We start from the raw sequence: 19878 nt of genomic DNA, 5'->3' as shown, positions 1-19878 counted from the left end.
GGTATGTTAAAATAAAAGAATCAATGACAAGAATGGCGAGAAAGGTGAAGCTGAGCATATGCAGATGGGGACGATTCTGGTAGTTGACGATGAACAGCCGATTGCGGATATTTTAAAGTTCAATTTAGAAAAAGAAGGCTATGAGGTAATCTGCGCTTTTGACGGCAACAGCGCAGTAGAGCTGGCATTGTCCAAACGGCCTGATCTGATGCTGCTCGATCTCATGCTTCCCGGCAAGGACGGAATGGATGTATGCCGCGAGGTACGCCTTGCGCATCTGGATATTCCGATTATTATGCTGACCGCCAAGGACGGGGAGATCGATAAGGTGCTGGGCCTTGAGCTTGGGGCCGATGATTATGTAACAAAGCCCTTCAGCACACGTGAGCTGCTGGCCAGAGTTAAAGCTCAGATGCGGCGCCAGCATAAGCCGGTATCAGCAGGCTCACCTAATGAAACAGCCGAGAGCAAGCAGGGTGTCCAGCACTTCGGGCTGTTCGTCGATACGGATATGTACATGGTCTATAAAGACGGGGAGCCGCTGGATCTGACCCACCGTGAATATGAGCTGCTCTATTATATGATCCGCCATGCCGGTAAAGTCATGACCCGGGAGCATCTGCTGCAGGCGGTATGGGGATTCGAATACTTCGGTGATGTGCGGACTGTGGATGTAACAATCCGGCGCCTGAGAGAGAAAATTGAGGAGAATCCCAGCAAGCCGGAGTACATTTTTACCCGGCGGGGACTGGGTTATTTGATGCATAGCCCCAAAAGCGGGGGCCTGTGATGAAGAAATGGCTGTCCTTTTTCCGGACAATCCAGGCCAGGCTGACTATTATTTATGTACTGCTGATCTTGGTGGCGATGCAGCTGATTGGTGTTTATTTTGTCAGCTCGATGAAGAACTCACTGACTGAGAACTTCACCAAGGATCTGAAGGCGCGGGCGGAGATGCTGTCCATCCTGACTGCGGATAAGCTGGGCAGTGAAACGGGAACGACGGATGAGGAGACTGCGGTGGAGAGCCTGCGCGGGATGGTCAACAACCTGTACATTAACGGTGCGGAAATTCAGGTGCTGGATGCGAGCGGCAAGATTATTACGACTTCCGTTCCGTCCCAGAATGACTATGTGGGCCAGCGCAATACCCAGACCGTGGTCAGCCGGGCGTTGCAGGGGATCAGCGACAATGAGGAATATATTATTGCTGATGATAATGTGCGCAAAAAGGTGGTAGCGAAGCCGGTGCTGGCCGGCGATAAAGTCGTCGGAGCCATTTATATCGCTGCTGATATGAAGGACCTGTATGCAACGATGAGCCGGATTAACAGCGTATTTCTCTCCGGCCTGCTGCTGGCCCTGGCGCTGACGGCTGTACTATGCGTCATTCTGGCCCATACGATAACCCATCCGATTAAGGAGATGACCCGTCATGCCACTGCGCTTGCCGAAGGCAAGTTCAACCGCAGGATGCCGGAGTTTGGCAACGATGAGATCGGCCAGCTGAGCCAGGCATTTAACTATATGACAGGCCGGCTGCGCGAGGCACTGTCGCAGAATGAGGAAGAGAAGGAGAAGCTGGCCTCTATTCTGACCAATATGAGCGATGGCGTGGTTGCTACCGACGAGAGCGGCAGGGTCATCCTGATGAATACCCGTGCTGCCGATATGCTGGGATCGGAAGGTCCGCTGCCGGAGGGAGCTCCGCTTGATGAACTGCTCGGCTTGGATCATGAGCAGACAGGGTCACTTGCTGAGGGAAATGCCCAGTCGGCATTGATTCACCTGTCACCGATGGGCGGCGGAGACCCGAACATCGTACGGGTAACGTTCACTCCGATTCACCGGCGGGAAGGCGGGATCGCGGGGACGATTGCCGTGCTGCAGGATGTTACAGAGCAGGAGAATCTGGAGGAGTCACGGCGTGAATTCGTGGCCAATGTTTCGCATGAGCTGCGGACCCCGCTGACGACGATCAAGAGCTACGTGGAAGCGCTGGATGACGGGGCGCTGGATGACCAGCAGCTGGCCGTGCGGTTCGTTGGCGTTATCCGCAACGAGACGGAGCGGATGATCCGGCTGGTCACAGACCTGCTGCATCTGTCGCGGCTCGATTCCAAGGAGTCGAGCTTACGCATCCAGCAGACCGATATCTCCGAGATGCTGGAGGATGTGGCCGACCGCTTCTCGTTCCAGATCCGCCAGAAGCGGATTCACATCAGCACGATCGTGCACAAGGATGTCGCCCTGGCCTGGCTGGACCGTGACCAGATTGACCAGGTGCTGGGCAATCTCGTGTCCAATGCACTGAAATATACGCCGGAGGGCGGTAAAATCGGTCTGCAGGCAGTACTAAGCGAAGACGGAATGCTGGCCATATCCGTACGTGATTCCGGGATCGGGATTCCCAAGAAGGACATCGAGCGTATCTTTGAGCGCTTTTACCGGGTGGACAAGGCCCGTTCACGGAACATGGGCGGCACCGGCCTCGGACTTTCAATTGCCCGGGAAATTGTCAAAGCACACGGCGGTTCGATTTCCCTGCAATCGGAGCTTAACGAGGGCTCGTTAGTCACATTTACGCTGCCTCTGCTGAATCAGCAAAGGGGGAGTGAGGGATGAGGGAAAGACTCAAAACCTGGATTCTTGCTGTCCTGGTTCTCGGCAGTCTGGTAGAAAGCTATTATCTGATCTACCGGCTTCCGGGCAGTGATTCAGCGGTAATGTCCGAGAATCTGTATGTAAAAACCGATAATATGGGCCCGGAGGAAAAGGTTGAAAGCCTGCTCTATCCCGACCGGATGATTATTCATATGGGCGGGGACAAGCATACGCTGTTCTACCCTGATTCCACCTTTTATGATCTGATCTTTAACCGTCTTAAAGGCCGGAGCTTTGAAAGCTTCCAGCGGCGTTCAGTTGGGGACTTTGACTGGGACAAGATACGCAGCGAGAATGCCGGAATTGAGCTGAGCTTCGGCTCAGGCATCCCGGTTACGCTGCTGCAGCGGGTAATGCAGCTGTCCCCGGATTCGCTGTTTGAGGGAGAGAGCATTGACCGGATCTGGATTTATAATGTCAAAAATGACTCCAAGGCGCATGCCGTCTTTTTCAGCACCAGAGGTGATATTGTGTATGAGGCGGCCAAAGCGGATCTTACCGTACAGGATGTGCAGCAGCATGTTGACTTCGGTATCAACTGGACCCCTTATACGGTGGTGAACGGAGATTATTATGTGCCTGAAGAGAAGCTGGGGCTGGTTGAGGCTGAGATTCCATCCGGAATGTATACCATTGAACAGATGCAGAGCAATCTTTTCTTTGATGCGGGGAGCACCCGGTACATTCCGGAAAAAGACGGCTCCAAGATCTATACCGACAGCAAGCGCAGCCTCCAGGTGGATCAGGAGCTCAACTGGATGAGCTACAGTGACCCTGCGGCGCTGCCGGCCGGGGAGAGTACGCCTGCGAAGGATGCACTGGAGGCCGTCGATTTCGTTAATCAGCACGGGGGCTGGAACGGGACGTACCGGCTGGCTTCCACGGAAGAAGAAAAGCAGGAACGTAAGGTATCATTCCAGCAGTATTACGGCTCTTATCCGATTATGAGCCGGCCGCAGCTGCAGTACGGGGTTATTATTCTGGAGCTGCAGCAGGGCACCGTCTCTTCCTATGAGCGGTCGCTGATGTATACAGAGGAAGAGCAGGCTGTGAAGCGGATTGTAGAGCTTCCCGGTGGTGACGAGCTTAGGGCCAAGCTAACCCAGATCAGCTCAGGTTCTGCAGTGAAGGATCTGATTCCGGCGTATATACCTGTGCTGCAGCGGGAAACGCTGCGCCTTACACCGGTATGGCGGGTTACCCTAAATGATGGAAGTGTGCTTACGATCAGCTAGACGGTATAATGAATATTTGCGGAGTTATAAACATAGAGGAGGGAAAGTATGGACTGGGGCAGAGCAAAAAGTGTGCTGATTTACGCTTTTCTGGTTCTAAATCTGCTGCTGTGCTATCAGCTGTGGATGGATCTGCGCGATCAGGCCACTGCCAACCTGGATTTTACTTCCCTCTCGGCAGAGACGCAGGCCGTAATGGAACAGAAGGGCATTCGTGTACTCTGCCCGATTCCCGCGGCTACGCCTCAGCTGCCTGATATCACCTATATTTACTCCGGGGAGGAGCAGCATGATCTTCCGGTCCAGCTGAAGGAGCCTATTGACAGCGGACTGATGTACTCTTCCTTCTCAGAGCTGAGCGATGCCCTGCAGGAAGAGATTCCGGATATCGCAGGCTACCGTTTTGATTCCCAGGAAAGCGAAGTCGGCAAGTTCGTCCTTCACCCGCTGGTGGATCAGAAATACTCCTTATTCCGGGTGAAGCTGGAGCTGATCAACAGCAACCAGAAAATCGTTGCTTACCGTTCGCCGAAAATTGAAATTGTAGCAGCGGGCAGCGTCAACGAAAATAAGGATGTGCAAAAGGTGCTTCCGGCCTCCCAGGCGCTCAGCAGTCTGATCGAGAAATATTTTCCGGCGGATGCGGTAGTGAAGGAGATTGAACTGGGCTATTACGGGGAGCTGTTTAACTCTGAAAGCCAGGTGGCTTCACCGATGTGGAGATTCTGGCTGGAGGACGGCAGCGCCTATTACGTGGATGCGATCAGTGCGGACATTATCAGTCCTAAGACAACAGAGTAGAGGGAGCAGGAGAGATGGGAATTTCATTTACAGTGCTGTCCAGCGGTTCTACCGGTAACGTGACAGTAGTACGCAACGGGGAAACAACACTGATGATTGACGCAGGGCTCAGCGCCAAGCGGATTGACGAGCTGCTGGGTATGCGCGAGCTGACAGGCAAGGATATAGACGGAATTCTGGTTACCCATGAGCATTCCGATCACATAAAAGGACTGGGGGCTGTTGCGCGTAAATACGATCTGCCGATCTACGCCAATAGCAAGACCTGGGGGGCAATCGACAAGGGAATAGGCAAAATCGCCGAGCATAACCGGATTCTTCTCGAGACCGGCACGCATCGTGATTTTGGCAGTATGAGAGTAGAGTCCTTTGCCATCTCTCATGATGCTGCTGAACCGGTAGGCTATAACTTCTATGACGGCAAAGAGAAGCTGTGCGTAGCGACAGATCTGGGCTATGTCAGCGATAAAGTCAGAGCGGCGCTGGAGGGCTCGGACGTGCTGGTGCTGGAAGCCAACCATGATATCGAGATGCTGCGGATGGGGCGTTACCCGTGGAATACGAAGCGGCGGATTCTTGGCGATATGGGCCATCTCTCCAATGAAGCGGCCGGGGCGGCGTTAAGCGAGATTCTGACCGGACGGACCAAACGGACCTATCTGGCGCATCTCAGCCTGGATCATAATATGATTGACTTGGCCAGAATGTCGGTACGCGGAGCTATGGAGGACCGGGGCTGCTTCTACAAAGACAGTGAGTTTAAACTATGTGATACCTACTATGACCGGCCTACGCCATGGGATAAGGTGAGCCAGCCATAAGCCGGTCGAGTTCGGCCATTTTGCGGTCAAACTCCTGACGGGAGAACAATCCCTTATCAATCATAAGCTCGACCAGAGCACTCTGTACCAGCAGCAAATGATAGTGTTCATCCTTGAGGTCACCGAGCTTACCGATAAATTGCACAAGATCCATGCTCGTTGAAAAAGATTCCATAATACTTGCTCCTTTCCGGTGGAACAGATACTGATGCTGTAAATAATTTCATACAGGTTACTCCAATAAAAATGTGGGCGGTATGCCTGCATGTGATACAATTATAAGCAAAAGGCAGATATAAGCATCAGTTACGCACTACTTCTATTATTGTACTCTTTTAAGCTGCAAAATATTCCTGAGACTCACGGTGCTTTTCGTAGTCATCTGCAAGAATCAGAGGCCCTTGGCGCTTATAAGCTGCACTTTTGGCGGTATATATAATAAAGTGAAACCTTTTAGCACTCTGCGGAGTCTAAGAGAAAGCGAGAAGTCCGGGCTAGTTGCTTGGCGTTCAGTCTTGGATGCAGTAGCAATAGAGGGGAGAGGATGTACCCGTGGGATTGTTCGATGACGATTTCTATTCAACCAAAGTACCGCGCCGCAAAAGAAAAGAGCTGGAGAGAAGCAAAGTGCTCACCAGCAGGAAATGGACGGTTCACAGATCCCGCCGTACGATGGCGACATGGCAGGTGTCTGTAATCAGCTCAGCAGTCAGTGCAGTTGTTGCCGTGCTGCTGTTCAGTCTCGTTACAGGACAGTTCACTGCGGAGAGGGAAGCCTATATACCACAGATCGGACAGAAGGTTACGGCGAGCAGCGGTGATCCGTTTGACCGGATTGTTCAGGCTGCCGCACTGGTACGTCCAGCGGTTGTGAGTATTATTAATCATAAAGAAGATAACGAGGAACTTAATATTCTCGATGAATCGGCACTGGGATCGGGAGTTATTTATAAGAAGGACGATGATAAAGCCTTTATCATTACAAATAATCATGTCATTGAAGGTTCGGGCAAGCTTGAAGTAGTGACGGTTGACGGCGTGACGCACAAAGCGGTTTTGGTAGGCGCAGACAAGGTTACGGATATTGCCGTACTGTCCATGGATGCCAAGGATGTGACAACCGTTGCCCAGATCGGTGATTCCTCCAAGCTGCGTTTGGGCGAGACGGTTATTGCCATCGGCAACCCGCTGGGTCTCGGGGATACCCTGACTTCCGGAATTGTCAGCTATACGGAGCGGACGATTCCGGTATCGCTGAACCAGGACGGGGTTTATGACTGGGAGCAGCAGGTTATCCAGACAGACGCAGCAATCAATGAAGGCAACAGCGGAGGGGCACTTGTTGATCTGAACGGCAAAGTGATCGGGATCAATACAATGAAGATCTCTGACACCGGAGTAGAAGGACTCGGGTTTGCCATTCCGGCCAACCATGTGATGAAGACAGCAGATGAGCTGGCTTCAAAGGGCAAAATTTCACGTTCCTACCTGGGTGTATATTCAGTGGATCTGAGTAATCCCTATGTCCCGCTGGCTGAGGATCAGGTGAAGGAGCTTAATCTGCCTACTTCAGTCAAAGAAGGGGTTGTTGTACTGGATGCAGTAGGCCCAGCCGAGGAGGCAGGTCTCCAGTTCAATGATGTGATTACAAAGTTTGATGACCAGCCGATTACCTCAACGCTGTCACTGCGCAAATATCTCTATGAACAGACGGAGATCGGGGATGAACTGAAAATTACGTATTACCGGAACGGGGAGTTGAAGCAGACGACTGTGAAACTTCTTGAGAAGCCGGTGGAATAAAAACGGCACAGGCTGTATATAATGAAGAGGCAGTCATGAAGGAGTGAAGCGGCCAGGCCGTCCTGAATAAAAAAAGTTTGGGGCGGCTCCGTTTCATACGTTTCAAAGCGGAATAAGCAGGGTAATTAAGAAATAACGATAGAAAATTCCGGTTGATCTCTCATTGGGAGCCCTTACATTGGAAGACAACCCTTATAAGGTAAAAAACGGAGAATTCCGGAAAGACCAGCTTGCCTTTGTTCCGAAGGTGTGGTAACATGAGAATATTAATACATTTGATACCTAATTCTCGTATTGAAAAGGGCTGTCACAATGGAATACAACCCTTTTCAATGTGTGAATTTTTTCTTTGTTTGAAGATAAAAAGAACATATTAATTTAAATTTGTGGAGGTAACACACATGCAAACAGGTACAGTTAAATGGTTCAACGCAGAAAAAGGATTCGGATTCATCGAAGTTGAAGGCGGAAGCGACGTATTCGTACACTTCTCCGCTATCACTGGCGAAGGATTCAAAACTTTGGACGAAGGCCAACGCGTTGAATTCAACGTTGTTCAAGGCAACCGTGGACCACAAGCCGAAAACGTTGTAAAACTGTAATAATAGAAGCGCCGTCCCTGCTTACACGTAAGTCGGGACGGTCTTTTTTTATAAAGATCAGAAGTCACTCACCCTTGTAAACACAGCTTGATCTAAGCAAAATAACGCTGGGCACACGTTCTGTAACAAAGGATTTGTCAGTCAGCAACTTGCAAGGGCATCGCTAGATGCTTTTTTACTTGTTGTCCAGGCATGTGACATATAAGGAAGGGAGGAACGGCAATGAACTACCGGAAAAAGCCTGTCGAGGAAGTACCGGAAGAGAATACCGCTATTTGGGCTTGTACCAACGATGACTGCAATGGATGGATGAGGGATAATTTCGCATTTGAACATGCGCCGTCTTGCCCCCTCTGCCATGCTCCAATGGCCCGTAATATGAAGATGCTGCCGCAGCTGGTGAATTCCAACGGCGATCTGAAATCACTTAAAAAGGGTATTTCCATTACCTGACCATCACCTATTATAAGTCAACCTTACAATATAAATGATGAACAAATCCAAGACGGTCAAACCGTCTTATTTTTTTTGCTTTCTATACGGAATATTGTGATATTTGTCACAAATTCATTAAAAATTAGCCTAAAACGAGGCGTATAATGTGATATATATCACACTTTAATCTTTATGTTTTTGACAGAATAGACGTATTGAATGGGGAGAAGGAAGGGGAGAAATATGGATACAGTAATGCTGTCGCGTATACAATTTGCGTCGACGACGATCTTTCATTATTTCTTTGTACCGGTGTCGATTGGTCTGGCACTGCTGATTGCTATTATGGAGACGATGTACGTCAGAAATGGCAATGAAGAGTACAAAAGAATGGCAAAGTTTTGGGGACACCTGTTCCTGATTAACTTTGCAGTAGGTGTAGTAACAGGGATTCTGCAGGAGTTCCAGTTCGGGATGAACTGGTCAGATTATTCCCGCTTTGTCGGTGACGTGTTCGGAGCTCCACTTGCAATTGAGGCGCTGTTGGCCTTCTTCCTGGAGTCTACCTTCATCGGAATCTGGATCTTCGGCTGGGACAAGGTTTCCAAGAAGATACACCTGCTGTCGATCTGGATGGTTGCACTGGGAACAACGCTGTCAGCGTTCTGGATTCTTACTGCCAACTCGTTTATGCAGCACCCTGTCGGGTTTGAAATAAATAACGGCCGGGCTGAAATGAATGACTTCCTGGCGCTCATTACGAACGGACAACTGCTTGTTGAATTGCCGCATACCCTGCTGGCTGCCTATGCAACTGGCGCCTTCCTGGTAACCGGGATTAGTGCCTACAAAATGCTAAAGAAGCAGGACGTTGCCTTTTTCAGAAGATCGTTTGAAATTGCAGCAATTGTCGGTATCGTATCCTCTGTCGGCGTAGCCGTTGCCGGGCATGCCCAGGCACAGTATCTGGTAGAGACACAGCCGATGAAGATGGCTGCATCGGAAGGTCTCTGGGAAGACAGCGGGGACCCTGCTGCCTGGACAGTGACTGCTTTCATTGATCCTGAGAATAAAGTTAACTCTGGTGAGATCAAGATTCCATATCTGCTCAGCTTCCTGTCCTACAGTAAATTCTCCGGTGATGTTAAAGGGATGAATACGCTGCAGGCGGAATATGAACAGGAATATGGCCCGGGTAATTATATTCCGCCTGTGCGGACTACGTTCTGGAGCTTCCGGATCATGGTGGCCGCCGGTTCGCTTATGGTAGTGTTTGGCCTGTATGCGATGTATCTGATGTGGCGTAAAAAGATGGAGCGTCCGAATACCTGGTTCCTGCGCTTTATGTTCTGGGGACTTCTGCTCCCGCCGATTGCGAATACCGCCGGCTGGATTATGACCGAGATTGGACGTCAGCCTTGGACCGTGTTCGGCCTGATGACGACGGAAGACAGTGTATCGCCTAACGTTTCTGCAGGATCTGTCCTGTTCTCGGTAATTACTTTTAACGCCATTTATGCCATTCTGGGTATTGTTATGGTTGGATTGTTCATTAAAGTTATTAAAAAGGGCCCTTATCACATGGATCACGATCATGGAGATGCCCATGACCCGTATAGCAAGGAGGGAACTACACATGCTTTCTCTTAATGAATTGTGGTTTGTGCTGATTGCGGTCCTGTTTATCGGTTTCTTCTTCCTGGAGGGCTTCGACTTCGGCGTAGGCATGGAAACGCAGATTCTGGCCAAGAATGATACAGAACGCCGTCTGCTGATTAACTCGATCGGACCTTTCTGGGATGCGAATGAGGTATGGCTGCTGACAGGAGCCGGGGCGATGTTCGCCGCCTTCCCGAACTGGTATGCTACGCTGTTCAGCGGATTCTATATTCCGTTCGTATTCGCGCTGCTGGCGCTGATTGCACGTGGTGTAGCCTTTGAATTCAGAGGCAAACGGGATTCACAGACCTGGAAAAAAACCTGGGATGTCTGCATTTTCTTCGGCAGCTTCCTGCCGCCGTTCCTGCTTGCCGTTGTCTTCGCAAGCTTCATTAAAGGGCTGCCGATTGACGGCGACATGCAGATGTATGCCGGATTCTTCGATATCGTTAATCCTTATACAGTAGTAGCGGGTATTACCGTTGTTATGCTGTGCCTGGTACATGGACTGATGTTCACTACCCTGCGTACAGTTGGTGATCTTCAGGTGCGAGCCCGCAAGCTTGGCCAGCTGCTGCTGATTCCGCTGGCAGTGCTGCTCGCAGCCTTTGTTGTTATGACTTATTTCATGACTGATATCTTTGAACAACGCGGAACGGTACTTACAATTCTCGTAGTTATAGGAGTTATTGCATTTGTACTTTCCGGTTACTTCATGAGCAAGAAGAAAGACAGCTGGGCGTTCGGAATGACGGGTGCCGTAATGGCTCTGTCTGTACTGTCTGTCTTCGTGGGACTGTTCCCGCGGGTGATGATCAGCTCGATTGATTCGGCATTCAGCCTGACTATTACCAATGCCGCATCCGGCCATTACTCCCTTAAAGTAATGACCATTGTAGCACTGACTCTGCTGCCGTTCGTACTCGGCTATCAGATCTGGAGCTATTTTATCTTCCACAAACGGGTTCACGAGAAGGAGCATCTTGAATACTAATGGATAAAAATTTGCTTGGGTATAAAGGAGTTAAGCCGGTCTTTCTGATCGTTGGCTTCCTTACCCTGGTGCAAAGCCTGTCCATTCTTCTGCTGGCCAAGTCGCTGGCAGAAGCTGTCTCGGCGCTATTTGCGGGAGAACCGCTGAAGGAACAAGGGGCAAGAATGCTCTTGTTCCTTCTTGCGTTTCTTGTGCGTCATGCCTGTGCGATGCTGATGAGCCGTGTCTCCTACGGCTTCGCGGAGGCTACCGGCAGCAGCATGCGGAGACAAATGATGGATAAGCTGTTCCAGCTGGGACCAAGGCTGGCAGGCGACCGGGGAACAGGAACACTGGTTACAATTGTGCTTGAGGGAGTGACCAAGTTCCGTACGTATCTGGAGCTGATTATTCCGCGGATGGTTGGGATGGGCGTTACACCTTGGCTGCTGCTGGCCTATATTTACTGGCTTGATACTTCAAGCGGGGTCATTCTGACCTTAACGATGCCGATCATTATTGTTTTTATGATTCTGATCGGGATGACAGCACGCAAGCAGATGGACCGCCAGCTGAAGTCCTACCGGACGCTGTCCAATCATTTCGTCGATTCGCTGCGCGGGCTGGAGACACTGAAATTTCTCGGGCGCAGCCGCAGCCATAGCGGGAGTATTGCCACAGTCAGCGACCGGTACCGCTCGGCAACGATGCGGACGCTTCGTGTAGCATTCCTCTCTTCGTTTGCACTCGATTTTTTCACTATGTTATCTGTAGCATCTGTCGCCGTAAGCCTCGGGCTGCGGCTGATCAATGAAGAGATGACCCTGGTTACCGGTCTGACGATTCTGATTCTGGCACCGGAATACTTCCTGCCGGTCCGGCTGGTCGGTGCCGATTTCCATGCGACACTGGACGGCAAAGAAGCCGGTGAAGCGATGAAGGATATTATTGACCGTGATACAGTGAAGGCTGAGCCGCTTTCCGTGGACGGACTGACATCTGCGCAGCCATTACAGGCAGGAGCATTCGGCTGGAAGTCGGATAGTACTCTTACGCTTGAAGGAATTGGCGTTCAGTATGAAGCCGACGGGATCTCATCTCTTACAGATGTGAACCTGGCCTTTACCGGAGCTGCGAAGATTGGAATTATCGGGGAAAGCGGAGCCGGAAAGTCGACGCTTGTCGACATTCTGGGCGGATTCCTTCACCCTACATCAGGCAGCCTGAGCATTAACGGAAACCGTGTCAGTGCGCTGACGGATGAAGAATGGCGCAGACAGACGGCCTATATCCCGCAGCGTCCGTACATCTTCAGCGGCACGCTGGCGGATAATGTGCGCTTTTACTATCCGGAGGCGACGCTTGCGGAGGTAGAGGCGGTAATGAAGGCCGCAGGTTTATCGCAGCTTGTCTCATCATTTCCGGACGGGTTAAACGAAATGATCGGCGGGGGCGGACGGGTGGTCAGCGGCGGGCAGGAGCAGCGTATCGCTCTGGCCCGTGCGCTGCTCAGCAGCCGCCCGGTCATGCTGCTTGATGAGCCGACAGCTCATCTTGATATTGAGACGGAATATGAGCTTAAGGAAACGATGCTCCCGTTGTTCGAAGGAAAACTGGTATTCCTGGCGACCCATCGGCTGCATTGGATGATGGATATGGATCTGATTGTGGTGATGCAGCAAGGCCGGGTAGCGGAAGCGGGTACACACCGTGAGCTGATCCGGCGCCGGGGCGCTTATTACGGGCTTATTCAAAGTCAACTGGAGGGAATCCATTGAAACGTGAAGGATGGTTTGCTCCTTATGCCTCCAGCTATTTCTGGCGTTTTGTACTGATTATTGTCCTGGGTGCGCTGACGATCTTCTCGGCTTCGTCCCTGATGTACACTTCGGGCTTTCTGATTTCCAAGTCATCGATCCCGCCCGAAAATATCCTGATGGTCTATGTGCCGATTGTCGGCGTACGCACCTTCGGGACAAGCCGCGCTGTTATTCACTATGTGGAGCGGCTGGTTGGACATGATACGATTCTGCGGATTCTGTCCAAGATGCGTATTCGTCTGTATAACATACTGGAGCCACAGGCTTTGTTTCTGTCTTCGCGCTTCCGCACTGGTGATATTCTCGGCATGCTGGCTGATGATATTGAATACCTGCAGAACGTGTATCTCCGCACGGTGTTCCCAAGTATTATTGCGCTGCTGCTCTATGCAGTGGCCATCATTTCACTGGGTACCTTTGATCTGGCGTTTGCTCTATTGATGGGGCTGTACATGCTGGTGCTGGTGGTTGTCCTGCCGCTGATCTCGCTGCTGTTCACCCAAAGACGGCAGCGGCAGGTCAAGCAGGAGCGCAACCGGCTCTACCAGAAGCTGACCGATGCTGTGCTCGGTATGGGCGACTGGATGATCAGCGGAAGACAGGCGCAGTTCGTAGCCACTTATGAAGCAGACGAACGGGAAGTTGCCCGTACGGACGGGGCGCTGCGCAGCTGGGCACGCCTGCGGATGTTCATCGGGCAAGCTGTAGTCGGTGTTGCCGTGCTGTCGATGCTGTACTGGTCAGCCGGAGAATTCGCAGACGGAGCCATTGCCGGAACGCTGATTGCCGCGTTCGTGCTGGTGGTCTTCCCGGTGGCGGATGCCTTTTTGCCGGTATCAGAGGCCATCGAGAAGATTCCGCAATACCGGAATTCACTGGAGCGGCTGAACGGGGTAGAAGAAGCGCAAGGAACTGTGCCCCGGGCAGCTGCTGATACTGTAAATGCAGAGGCTGCAGCACAGGTACGTAGTATCCAGGCTGACGGCCGGGCGCATATTGAATTGAAGTCTGCTGGCTACCGGTATTCATCAGATGACAGCTGGTCTGTTCAGAATCTGAGTCTTGATCTGCCGCAGGGCCGTAAGGTTGCTGTGATCGGCCGCAGCGGAGCCGGTAAATCGACGCTGCTCAAGATGGTGCAGGGCGTACTTGCTCCCGCAGCCGGCTCGGTAACCATTAATGGCGTGGATGCTTCCGCCTATGGTGAGCAGATTCCGCAGCTCATTGCCGTGCTGAATCAGAGCCCGCACCTGTTCGACACTACGGTGGCGAACAATATCCGGCTCGGTAATCCTGAGGCTTCAGAGGAGGACATCCGCAAAGCGGCAGCATTGGCGAAGCTGGATAATCTGATCTCTTCGCTGCCGGAAGGCTATAACACTCCGGTCCGCGAGGCCGGGCAGCGCTTCTCCGGCGGTGAACGCCAGCGGATAGCCCTGGCCCGGATTCTGCTGCAGAATACGCCGGTGGTTGTGCTCGATGAGCCGACGGTGGGTCTTGATCCGCGGACAGAACGCGAGCTGCTGGCCACCATGTTCGAGGCGATGGCCGGCAAGACGCTGATCTGGGTGACTCATCATCTGGTCGGTGCAGAGCAGATGGATGAGGTGATTTTTATGGAGAACGGGCAGGTAGAGATGCGCGGTACCCATGATGAGTTGATGGACCGCGCACCGCGCTACCGCAAGCTGTATGAGCTGGACCGGCCGGTTCAGTTTATAGATGCGGATACTCAGGAAGAGAAATAGGTTATATAGAAAAGGATGCTTCTCCTGCCCGGCGCCGGGCGGTGAGAGCTTCCTTTTTTGCACAAATTTATAGGCCGAATTCTGCGGTTACCCAATCCTTGAACATGGCGTAGTCCTTCTCCACCTGATTAGCATAGCCAAAAGCCCACTCGGCAATATAACGGGCAAAAGCGTCCGCATCCGCGCCCATGGCTCTGGCAATTTCCTGCTCGCTATGGTAATCGAGAATTCCTTTGTCCACATCGGCATCGGCCCGGGCGTGCATTTTGGCGGTCAGGCTGCCCATCAGCTCCAGCACTTTGGTCAGTTCACCGGCGTCGGAGATGTCTTCGGGCTTCAGTCTTTTTTTGTAGGGGGAGCGTTCTCTGACGTAGAATTCGCGTCCGCCCATAGTCAGGAACCCGAGGTAAGGATCGGCCTTATGGTGCATCGCCTGCTGGGTAGCGGTTACCCGTTTGCCCTGATGGGCAAAGGCCTGCCAGAAGGATTCGGAATACGGCATGAAGTAGGCCGGGACGGGAGCGCGCACCTCTTTTACCTCAAGCACAGGATCATCTGTCCCTTCCTGCTCCAGACCGCCCTCAATCAGAATATAATAACGGTCGAGTCCGATTGAAGCTGTGCCTGATCCGCGCTTGACCGCAATATCCTTAATCTGAAAATGCTCGTCCTGCAGCTTGCGGGAAGCAACCGTCTGCTTATAGAAGCCCCACGACTGCTCCAGCTGTGCCTGCTCGTCCGCATCAGGAATCAGCAGCTCGGCGTTCTCCAGAAACACTCTGCTGCTCTGCATATGGGCCGTAACCTTCTCCAGAAAATGACTCTGGCGGCGTTTCTCCAGCTTGCGCAGCAGCTTTTTGACCGGGCCTTTGGCGTTAGCCTCGTCCACCATATAATCAGCGGGATCATCCTTACCCTGGCAGAAGCGGCGGATTTGCCGCGCATAGGCTTTTGCATATTGGGTAATAAAGCTCTGCTGCTCCGTTCCGCCGTAACCAAGCTGTCTGCAGACAAGGGAAATACTGACCGCCATGCGCAGCAGATCATAGAGATAAGAGCCGACATACCCCTCGTCAAAATCATTCACATCATAGACAATGGCCCCGTCCTCACTGCGGAAAGCGCCAAAATTCTCAAAATGCAGGTCCCCCTGAATCCAGGTCGGACGCTCCGGTGCGCTGTGATACGGAAAGTACTGCCTGGTCGTATCAAAATAAAACAGATAGGCGCTGCCGCGGTAGAAGGAAAAGGCGCTTTGCGCCATTTTACCGTATTTCTCTGCCCGGTCGATATGACTTAAAGACATGATACCGCCGTCAAATTCATCTAAAATAGAAATCAGCAGGTCTCTGCGCAGCTTCGTGCGTGTACGGATGACCCCTTCGGTAATCGTCTGGTTAACCATGGGTGATGCTCCTTTCGAGACTGATATAACTAAATCTATTATTTCCATAGACTAGCAATTTGGCAAGCGTGATATACTTACAAGAAATTACCCCGTGAAGGATATGAAGAATGAGGTGGAAGCATGTGAGGAGCAGCGGTTACTGCAGCTAATATAAGGAGATGTTAAAAATGCAGTTAACATGGGATTTGAGCAGCATATATCCCGGCTTTCAGTCGGAGCCCTTCCGGCAGGACCGCAGGCTTGTGGAGACATTAGCCGGAGAGCTTGCAGCATGGGCAGACTTACAGCTGGAGAATCTACAGGATGCTTCTGAAGTTATGGAGCAGTTCCTTAAACAATATAACGCTTATAAAAGCATTTACCTTCGCTTATTGAGCTATGCGGAGCTGGTCTTCAGCGCAGACAGCAGTAACACAGAAGCCGTCGATCTGCTGGATGAGCTGGAGGAGCTCAGCAGCGGGGCAGAGGAAGCACGGGTGAGCTTCAGCAAATGGCTGGCCCGGGTTAGTGCGGAGGAGTTGGAAGGAAGTGTGGGGTCAAGCGCTTATCTGGGAGAGCATAGCTTCTATCTGCGTGAGCTGCAGGCCAAGTCGCGGCATCTGCTGAGCGCAGAGGGCGAAGCGGTCATTGCCCGGATGCAGGCCAACGGCTCGAAGGCTTGGGAGCGGCTGTATATGCGGACGCTGTCTACGCTGCGGGTAGATATGCAGATTGATGGCAAGGAGCGGAGTATGTCGCTGGCTGATCTGCGGAATTTAGCATATGATTCAGATGCAGCCGTACGGAAAGCCGCGGCAGCGGGCGAGGGCGAAGCCTGCCGGAGTGTAGCTACGCTGAGTGCTGCTTGTATTAATGCGGTAGCCGGTGAAGCGGCGGCAGTCTATGAGCTGCGGGGATATGCATCGCCGCTGCATAAGGTGCTGGAAGCTTCGCGGATGGATGAAGCAACACTGGAAGTGATGCTGCAGGCAATCCGGGAGAGTCTGCCGGTGTTTCACCGGTACTATATGAAGAAGGCTGAGCTGCTGGGGCATCCCGGCGCGCTTCCGTTCTATGATATATTTGCGCCTGTTGGCGGAGAATCGTCAGGTGTAATGACCTATGAGCAGGCGCAGGCGATGATTATCTCCGGCTTTAGCAGCTTCAGTCCGGAGCTGGGCGCTTTTGCCCAAAAGGTGTTTGAACAGCGCTGGATCGATGCCGAGCCGCGCAGCGGTAAGGGAAGCTTCGGGATGTGTGTTGATATCTTTCCGATTGGGGAGAGCCGGATGATTACCAGCTTCCACGGCAATTATATAGATGTGAGCGTGCTGGCGCATGAGATTGGACATGCTTACCACAGCAGCCGGCTTGCCGGGCAGAGTATGGTGAATACCGATTATCCGGTGCCGGTTGCCGAGACGGCGTCGATTTTTTGCGAGAGTCTGATTAGTAGTGAGCTGCTGCAGAATGTACCTGCAAGCGAAGCAGAAGCTATTCTGGAGCGGAATCTGGCGGATGCCGGATATTATATCGTTGATTTCTATGCGCGGTATTGCTTCGAGGGCAGGTTGTATGAGCGCAGAAAATCCGGAAACCTCTCTGTGGACGAGTTAAACGGACTGATGCTGGAGTCGATAACCGCTGCTTACGGCGAAAGTGTGCTGCCGGACTCCATCCATCCCTATCAGTGGATCAGCAAGGCCGGATATTATATGTCAGGTAATGAGTTCCTCAACTTCCCGTATTCGTTCGGGCTGCTGTTCTCCAAAGGGCTGTATGCGCAGTATAAAAAGCAGGGGCAGGCGTTCGTCAGCCGGTACGAGCAGTTCCTCTCAGCCTCCAGCACACGGAATATTGCCGATGCCGCCAGGCTGATGGATATTGATGTTCATTCTTTGGCTTTTTGGCGGGATGCGCTTCAGCTGATTGCCGGAGATGCCAGGAAGTTCGCTGGAGCGGAGTAAGAAGGACTTTTGCGCGGAGGAAGGTTCCTTTTTAGGGGGAAGTGTGGTAGAACAATAGTAGAAGTATACGCCGCAGCGGCGCAGAAAGGGATGCTTGATTGAATGTATGTAGTGTGTAAAGAACACGTTGAGCTGGCCATCGACAGATTTGTGGACGAGTACGAGGATGCACCGGATGTTGTGGATCTGAAGGAGACCGAGTTCTCGGACTGGGACCCGCCGGCGAAATGTGCGGAATGTGAGAAGAATGCGGAATATCTGGTGGTCTAAGGACTGCTGTCATTTATGAAAAAGAACACCCTGCAGCCGCGGAAGCGGTCTGGAGGGTGTTTTGGTGTATGTGGAGCAATGGGACCTTATTTTAAGCCTTTCGTTAGAAAGGCCATTACAGATAAGTAGCAAGATAGTAAGGAATTAGGCGTCTGCTGCATCTGCCATCTGGGTAAGGCGGCCGCCCCGGCTGCTGCGATGGTAGGCAAATGCGGACACGATTGCGATGATTGCGGCAACGGACAGCCCCCAGTAAATGTTGGAGTAGGCTGTAGAGAGCGGCAGACTCTTTTGCCATTCCAAGGCGCTGGCAGCCATCGCTACGCTGAATGCTCCGCTGAAGAACTGCAGCAGCTGGAACAGTCCCATGCCTGAGCCGATTTGCGAGGATGGCAGGATACGTGAAATCTCGTTAGATACGCTGCTCGACAGTACGGTAAAGGACAAGCTCATAATCATATAAACGAGCATGACAGCGACCCAGGACTGGCCAGCCAGGAAGGCGAACAGCACAGTTGCCAGCAGCACCAGCAGCGGTGCGTAACGCAGGATTCCGGCGTTGCCGTATCGGTCAATGACCCGCCCGACGGCACGGGAGACGAAGATCGCCAGCAGTGAGCCCGGGAAAATCACCAGCCCGGCATGGCTGGCCGTGAACCCGAAGCGGTGGGTCAAAATCTGCGGCAGCAGGAACAGGGTAGCGAAGCTGCACAGGTAAGAGGCGACCCCGACCAGGGCAAGCACGAGATATGAGCGGTTGGCGAACAGCGCCGGCATCACGAACGGATCAGGGGTGCTGCGGATGCGGCCAACGAACAGGGCAATCGCGACGATTCCGGCAATTAGCGCAACCCATAGTCCGCTGGTCAGGAACAGCAGCAAGCCGGTGGTTCCGATCCCTAGGTAAAGCCCTCCCAGGATGTCGAACGAGCCGCGTGCAGGTATTTCCTTAGGAAGCAGAACCATAAACAGTGGCACCAGCAGCAAAATCGCTGCTGTAACGGCGAACAGCCAGTGCCAGCCCAGATACTCGACGATGGAGCCGCCTGCTACCGGGCCAAGTCCCAGTCCGAGCGAGACGGCGGACATGATGGTTGCCATGGCTTTGCCACGGCGGGCCTGTGGAACATAACGGGTGAACAGGACAAGTGACAGGGACATAACGGCTCCCGCACCGGATGCCTGCAGAATCCGTACGATCAGCAGGAAGATGAAGTTAGTACTGAAGAAGCCGGCTACAGCGGACAGCCCCAGCGTTAGCAGGCCGATAATCAGCAGCCGGCGAATTGGCAGGAAATCGGAAAGCCGGCTGTACGTAATAGAAGCAATCGAGAACATAATGGAATACCCGGTCACAATCCAGGATGCCGATGCTGCCGTAATGCCGAACGCCTCAGTTACATCCGGCAGCGCCAGATTGAACATCGCTGTGTTCATGATGACGAGCACAACGGCGACGCTGAACAACAGGGTTAGCAGGCCTTCACGGGGGAGGGTGGGTTCTGAGGCAGCAGGGTTGAGCGCTCCATTGAGCGGATCGCTTTTTTTGCCGGCAGTATCGCTGGATATATGTAATGAGTTCATGGTGGGTGCGCCACTCCTTTGTTTCTATTGTTTAATAGTTCGATTCCTTACGAACAATTGAAATATAGCATGCAAAGTTGTAAAATGCAATTAGGAAGATGCAAAATAA

General features: G+C 52.3%; 17 protein-coding genes. 14 read left to right on the top strand and 3 right to left on the bottom strand.

Going from position 1 to position 19878, the window contains the following annotated elements; genetic code table 11:
• Positions 1 to 58 precede the first annotated feature (58 nt).
• From yycF to NST84_RS30040, 5 genes are read left to right on the top strand one after another with little or no spacing between them, the layout of a single operon-like run.
• A complete protein-coding gene (gene yycF, locus NST84_RS30060) occupies positions 59 to 790 on the top strand; it encodes a response regulator YycF (protein ID WP_342563652.1) in 732 nt (243 codons plus the stop codon).
• The gene (gene walK, locus NST84_RS30055; RefSeq protein ID WP_342563651.1) at positions 790 to 2625 is read left to right on the top strand and encodes a cell wall metabolism sensor histidine kinase WalK; all 1836 of its coding nucleotides are present in this window, start codon (positions 790 to 792) and stop codon (positions 2623 to 2625) included. The genes yycF and walK overlap by 1 nt, the downstream gene beginning before the upstream one ends.
• A complete protein-coding gene (gene yycH, locus NST84_RS30050) occupies positions 2622 to 3899 on the top strand; it encodes a two-component system activity regulator YycH (protein WP_342563650.1) in 1278 nt (425 codons plus the stop codon). The genes walK and yycH overlap by 4 nt, the downstream gene beginning before the upstream one ends.
• Positions 3900 to 3947: 48 nt before the next feature.
• Complete coding sequence (yycI, locus tag NST84_RS30045; protein ID WP_342563649.1) at positions 3948 to 4700, top strand: two-component system regulatory protein YycI; 753 nt, start codon at positions 3948 to 3950, stop codon at positions 4698 to 4700.
• A 14-nt stretch (positions 4701 to 4714) separates the two neighbouring features.
• Positions 4715 to 5521, top strand: a complete 807-nt coding sequence (locus NST84_RS30040; RefSeq protein ID WP_342563648.1) for an MBL fold metallo-hydrolase — start codon at positions 4715 to 4717, stop codon at positions 5519 to 5521.
• Here NST84_RS30040 and NST84_RS30035 read toward each other — a convergent pair.
• Entirely contained in the window at positions 5490 to 5696 is a 207-nt protein-coding gene (locus NST84_RS30035; RefSeq protein WP_342563647.1) for a hypothetical protein, read from the bottom strand. The genes NST84_RS30040 and NST84_RS30035 overlap by 32 nt on opposite strands.
• Before the next feature lie 377 nt (positions 5697 to 6073).
• Between NST84_RS30035 and NST84_RS30030 the strand changes: the two genes are divergently transcribed.
• The 7 genes from NST84_RS30030 to cydC all read left to right on the top strand — a co-directional run bounded on the left by NST84_RS30030 (position 6074) and on the right by cydC (position 14561).
• A complete protein-coding gene (locus NST84_RS30030) occupies positions 6074 to 7324 on the top strand; it encodes a trypsin-like peptidase domain-containing protein (RefSeq protein ID WP_342563646.1) in 1251 nt (416 codons plus the stop codon).
• A 401-nt stretch (positions 7325 to 7725) separates the two neighbouring features.
• Positions 7726 to 7926, top strand: a complete 201-nt coding sequence (locus NST84_RS30025; RefSeq protein ID WP_039878010.1) for a cold-shock protein — start codon at positions 7726 to 7728, stop codon at positions 7924 to 7926.
• 222 nt (positions 7927 to 8148) lie between these two features.
• Entirely contained in the window at positions 8149 to 8379 is a 231-nt protein-coding gene (locus tag NST84_RS30020; protein WP_039878009.1) for a cold-shock protein, read from the top strand.
• Positions 8380 to 8604: 225 nt separating this feature from the next.
• Complete coding sequence (locus NST84_RS30015; RefSeq protein ID WP_342563645.1) at positions 8605 to 10011, top strand: cytochrome ubiquinol oxidase subunit I; 1407 nt, start codon at positions 8605 to 8607, stop codon at positions 10009 to 10011.
• Positions 9998 to 11014 (top strand): cytochrome d ubiquinol oxidase subunit II, encoded by a 1017-nt coding sequence (cydB, locus tag NST84_RS30010; protein ID WP_342563644.1) that lies wholly within the window; start codon positions 9998 to 10000, stop codon positions 11012 to 11014. The genes NST84_RS30015 and cydB overlap by 14 nt, the downstream gene beginning before the upstream one ends.
• Positions 11014 to 12771, top strand: a complete 1758-nt coding sequence (gene cydD, locus NST84_RS30005; protein WP_342563643.1) for a thiol reductant ABC exporter subunit CydD — start codon at positions 11014 to 11016, stop codon at positions 12769 to 12771. Before cydB ends, cydD begins: the two co-directional genes overlap by 1 nt.
• Positions 12768 to 14561: a thiol reductant ABC exporter subunit CydC gene (gene cydC, locus NST84_RS30000; protein ID WP_342563642.1), complete on the top strand. Its 1794-nt coding sequence runs from the start codon at positions 12768 to 12770 to the stop codon at positions 14559 to 14561. Before cydD ends, cydC begins: the two co-directional genes overlap by 4 nt.
• A 67-nt stretch (positions 14562 to 14628) precedes the next feature.
• Here the strand turns inward: cydC and NST84_RS29995 are convergent, their stop codons facing one another.
• Positions 14629 to 15966, bottom strand: coding sequence for a DUF2252 family protein (locus tag NST84_RS29995; protein WP_342563641.1), 1338 nt, complete (start codon positions 15964 to 15966; stop codon positions 14629 to 14631).
• Positions 15967 to 16136: 170 nt separating this feature from the next.
• Between NST84_RS29995 and NST84_RS29990 the strand changes: the two genes are divergently transcribed.
• Both NST84_RS29990 and NST84_RS29985 read left to right on the top strand, forming a co-directional pair.
• Complete coding sequence (locus tag NST84_RS29990) at positions 16137 to 17915, top strand: M3 family oligoendopeptidase (protein ID WP_342563640.1); 1779 nt, start codon at positions 16137 to 16139, stop codon at positions 17913 to 17915.
• A gap of 102 nt (positions 17916 to 18017) precedes the next feature.
• A complete protein-coding gene (locus NST84_RS29985) occupies positions 18018 to 18185 on the top strand; it encodes a CxxH/CxxC protein (protein ID WP_066377900.1) in 168 nt (55 codons plus the stop codon).
• Positions 18186 to 18329: 144 nt separating this feature from the next.
• Here NST84_RS29985 and NST84_RS29980 read toward each other — a convergent pair whose 3' ends face one another.
• Entirely contained in the window at positions 18330 to 19769 is a 1440-nt protein-coding gene (locus NST84_RS29980; protein ID WP_342563639.1) for an MFS transporter, read from the bottom strand.
• Positions 19770 to 19878: the final 109 nt, after the last annotated feature.

This window comes from Paenibacillus sp. FSL R7-0345 (assembly GCF_038595055.1).
In the GTDB taxonomy this organism is placed as follows: domain Bacteria; phylum Bacillota; class Bacilli; order Paenibacillales; family Paenibacillaceae; genus Paenibacillus_AQ.
The sequence above is the reverse complement of the archived record's forward strand: the minus strand, read 5'-3'. Positions and strand labels throughout refer to the sequence as shown.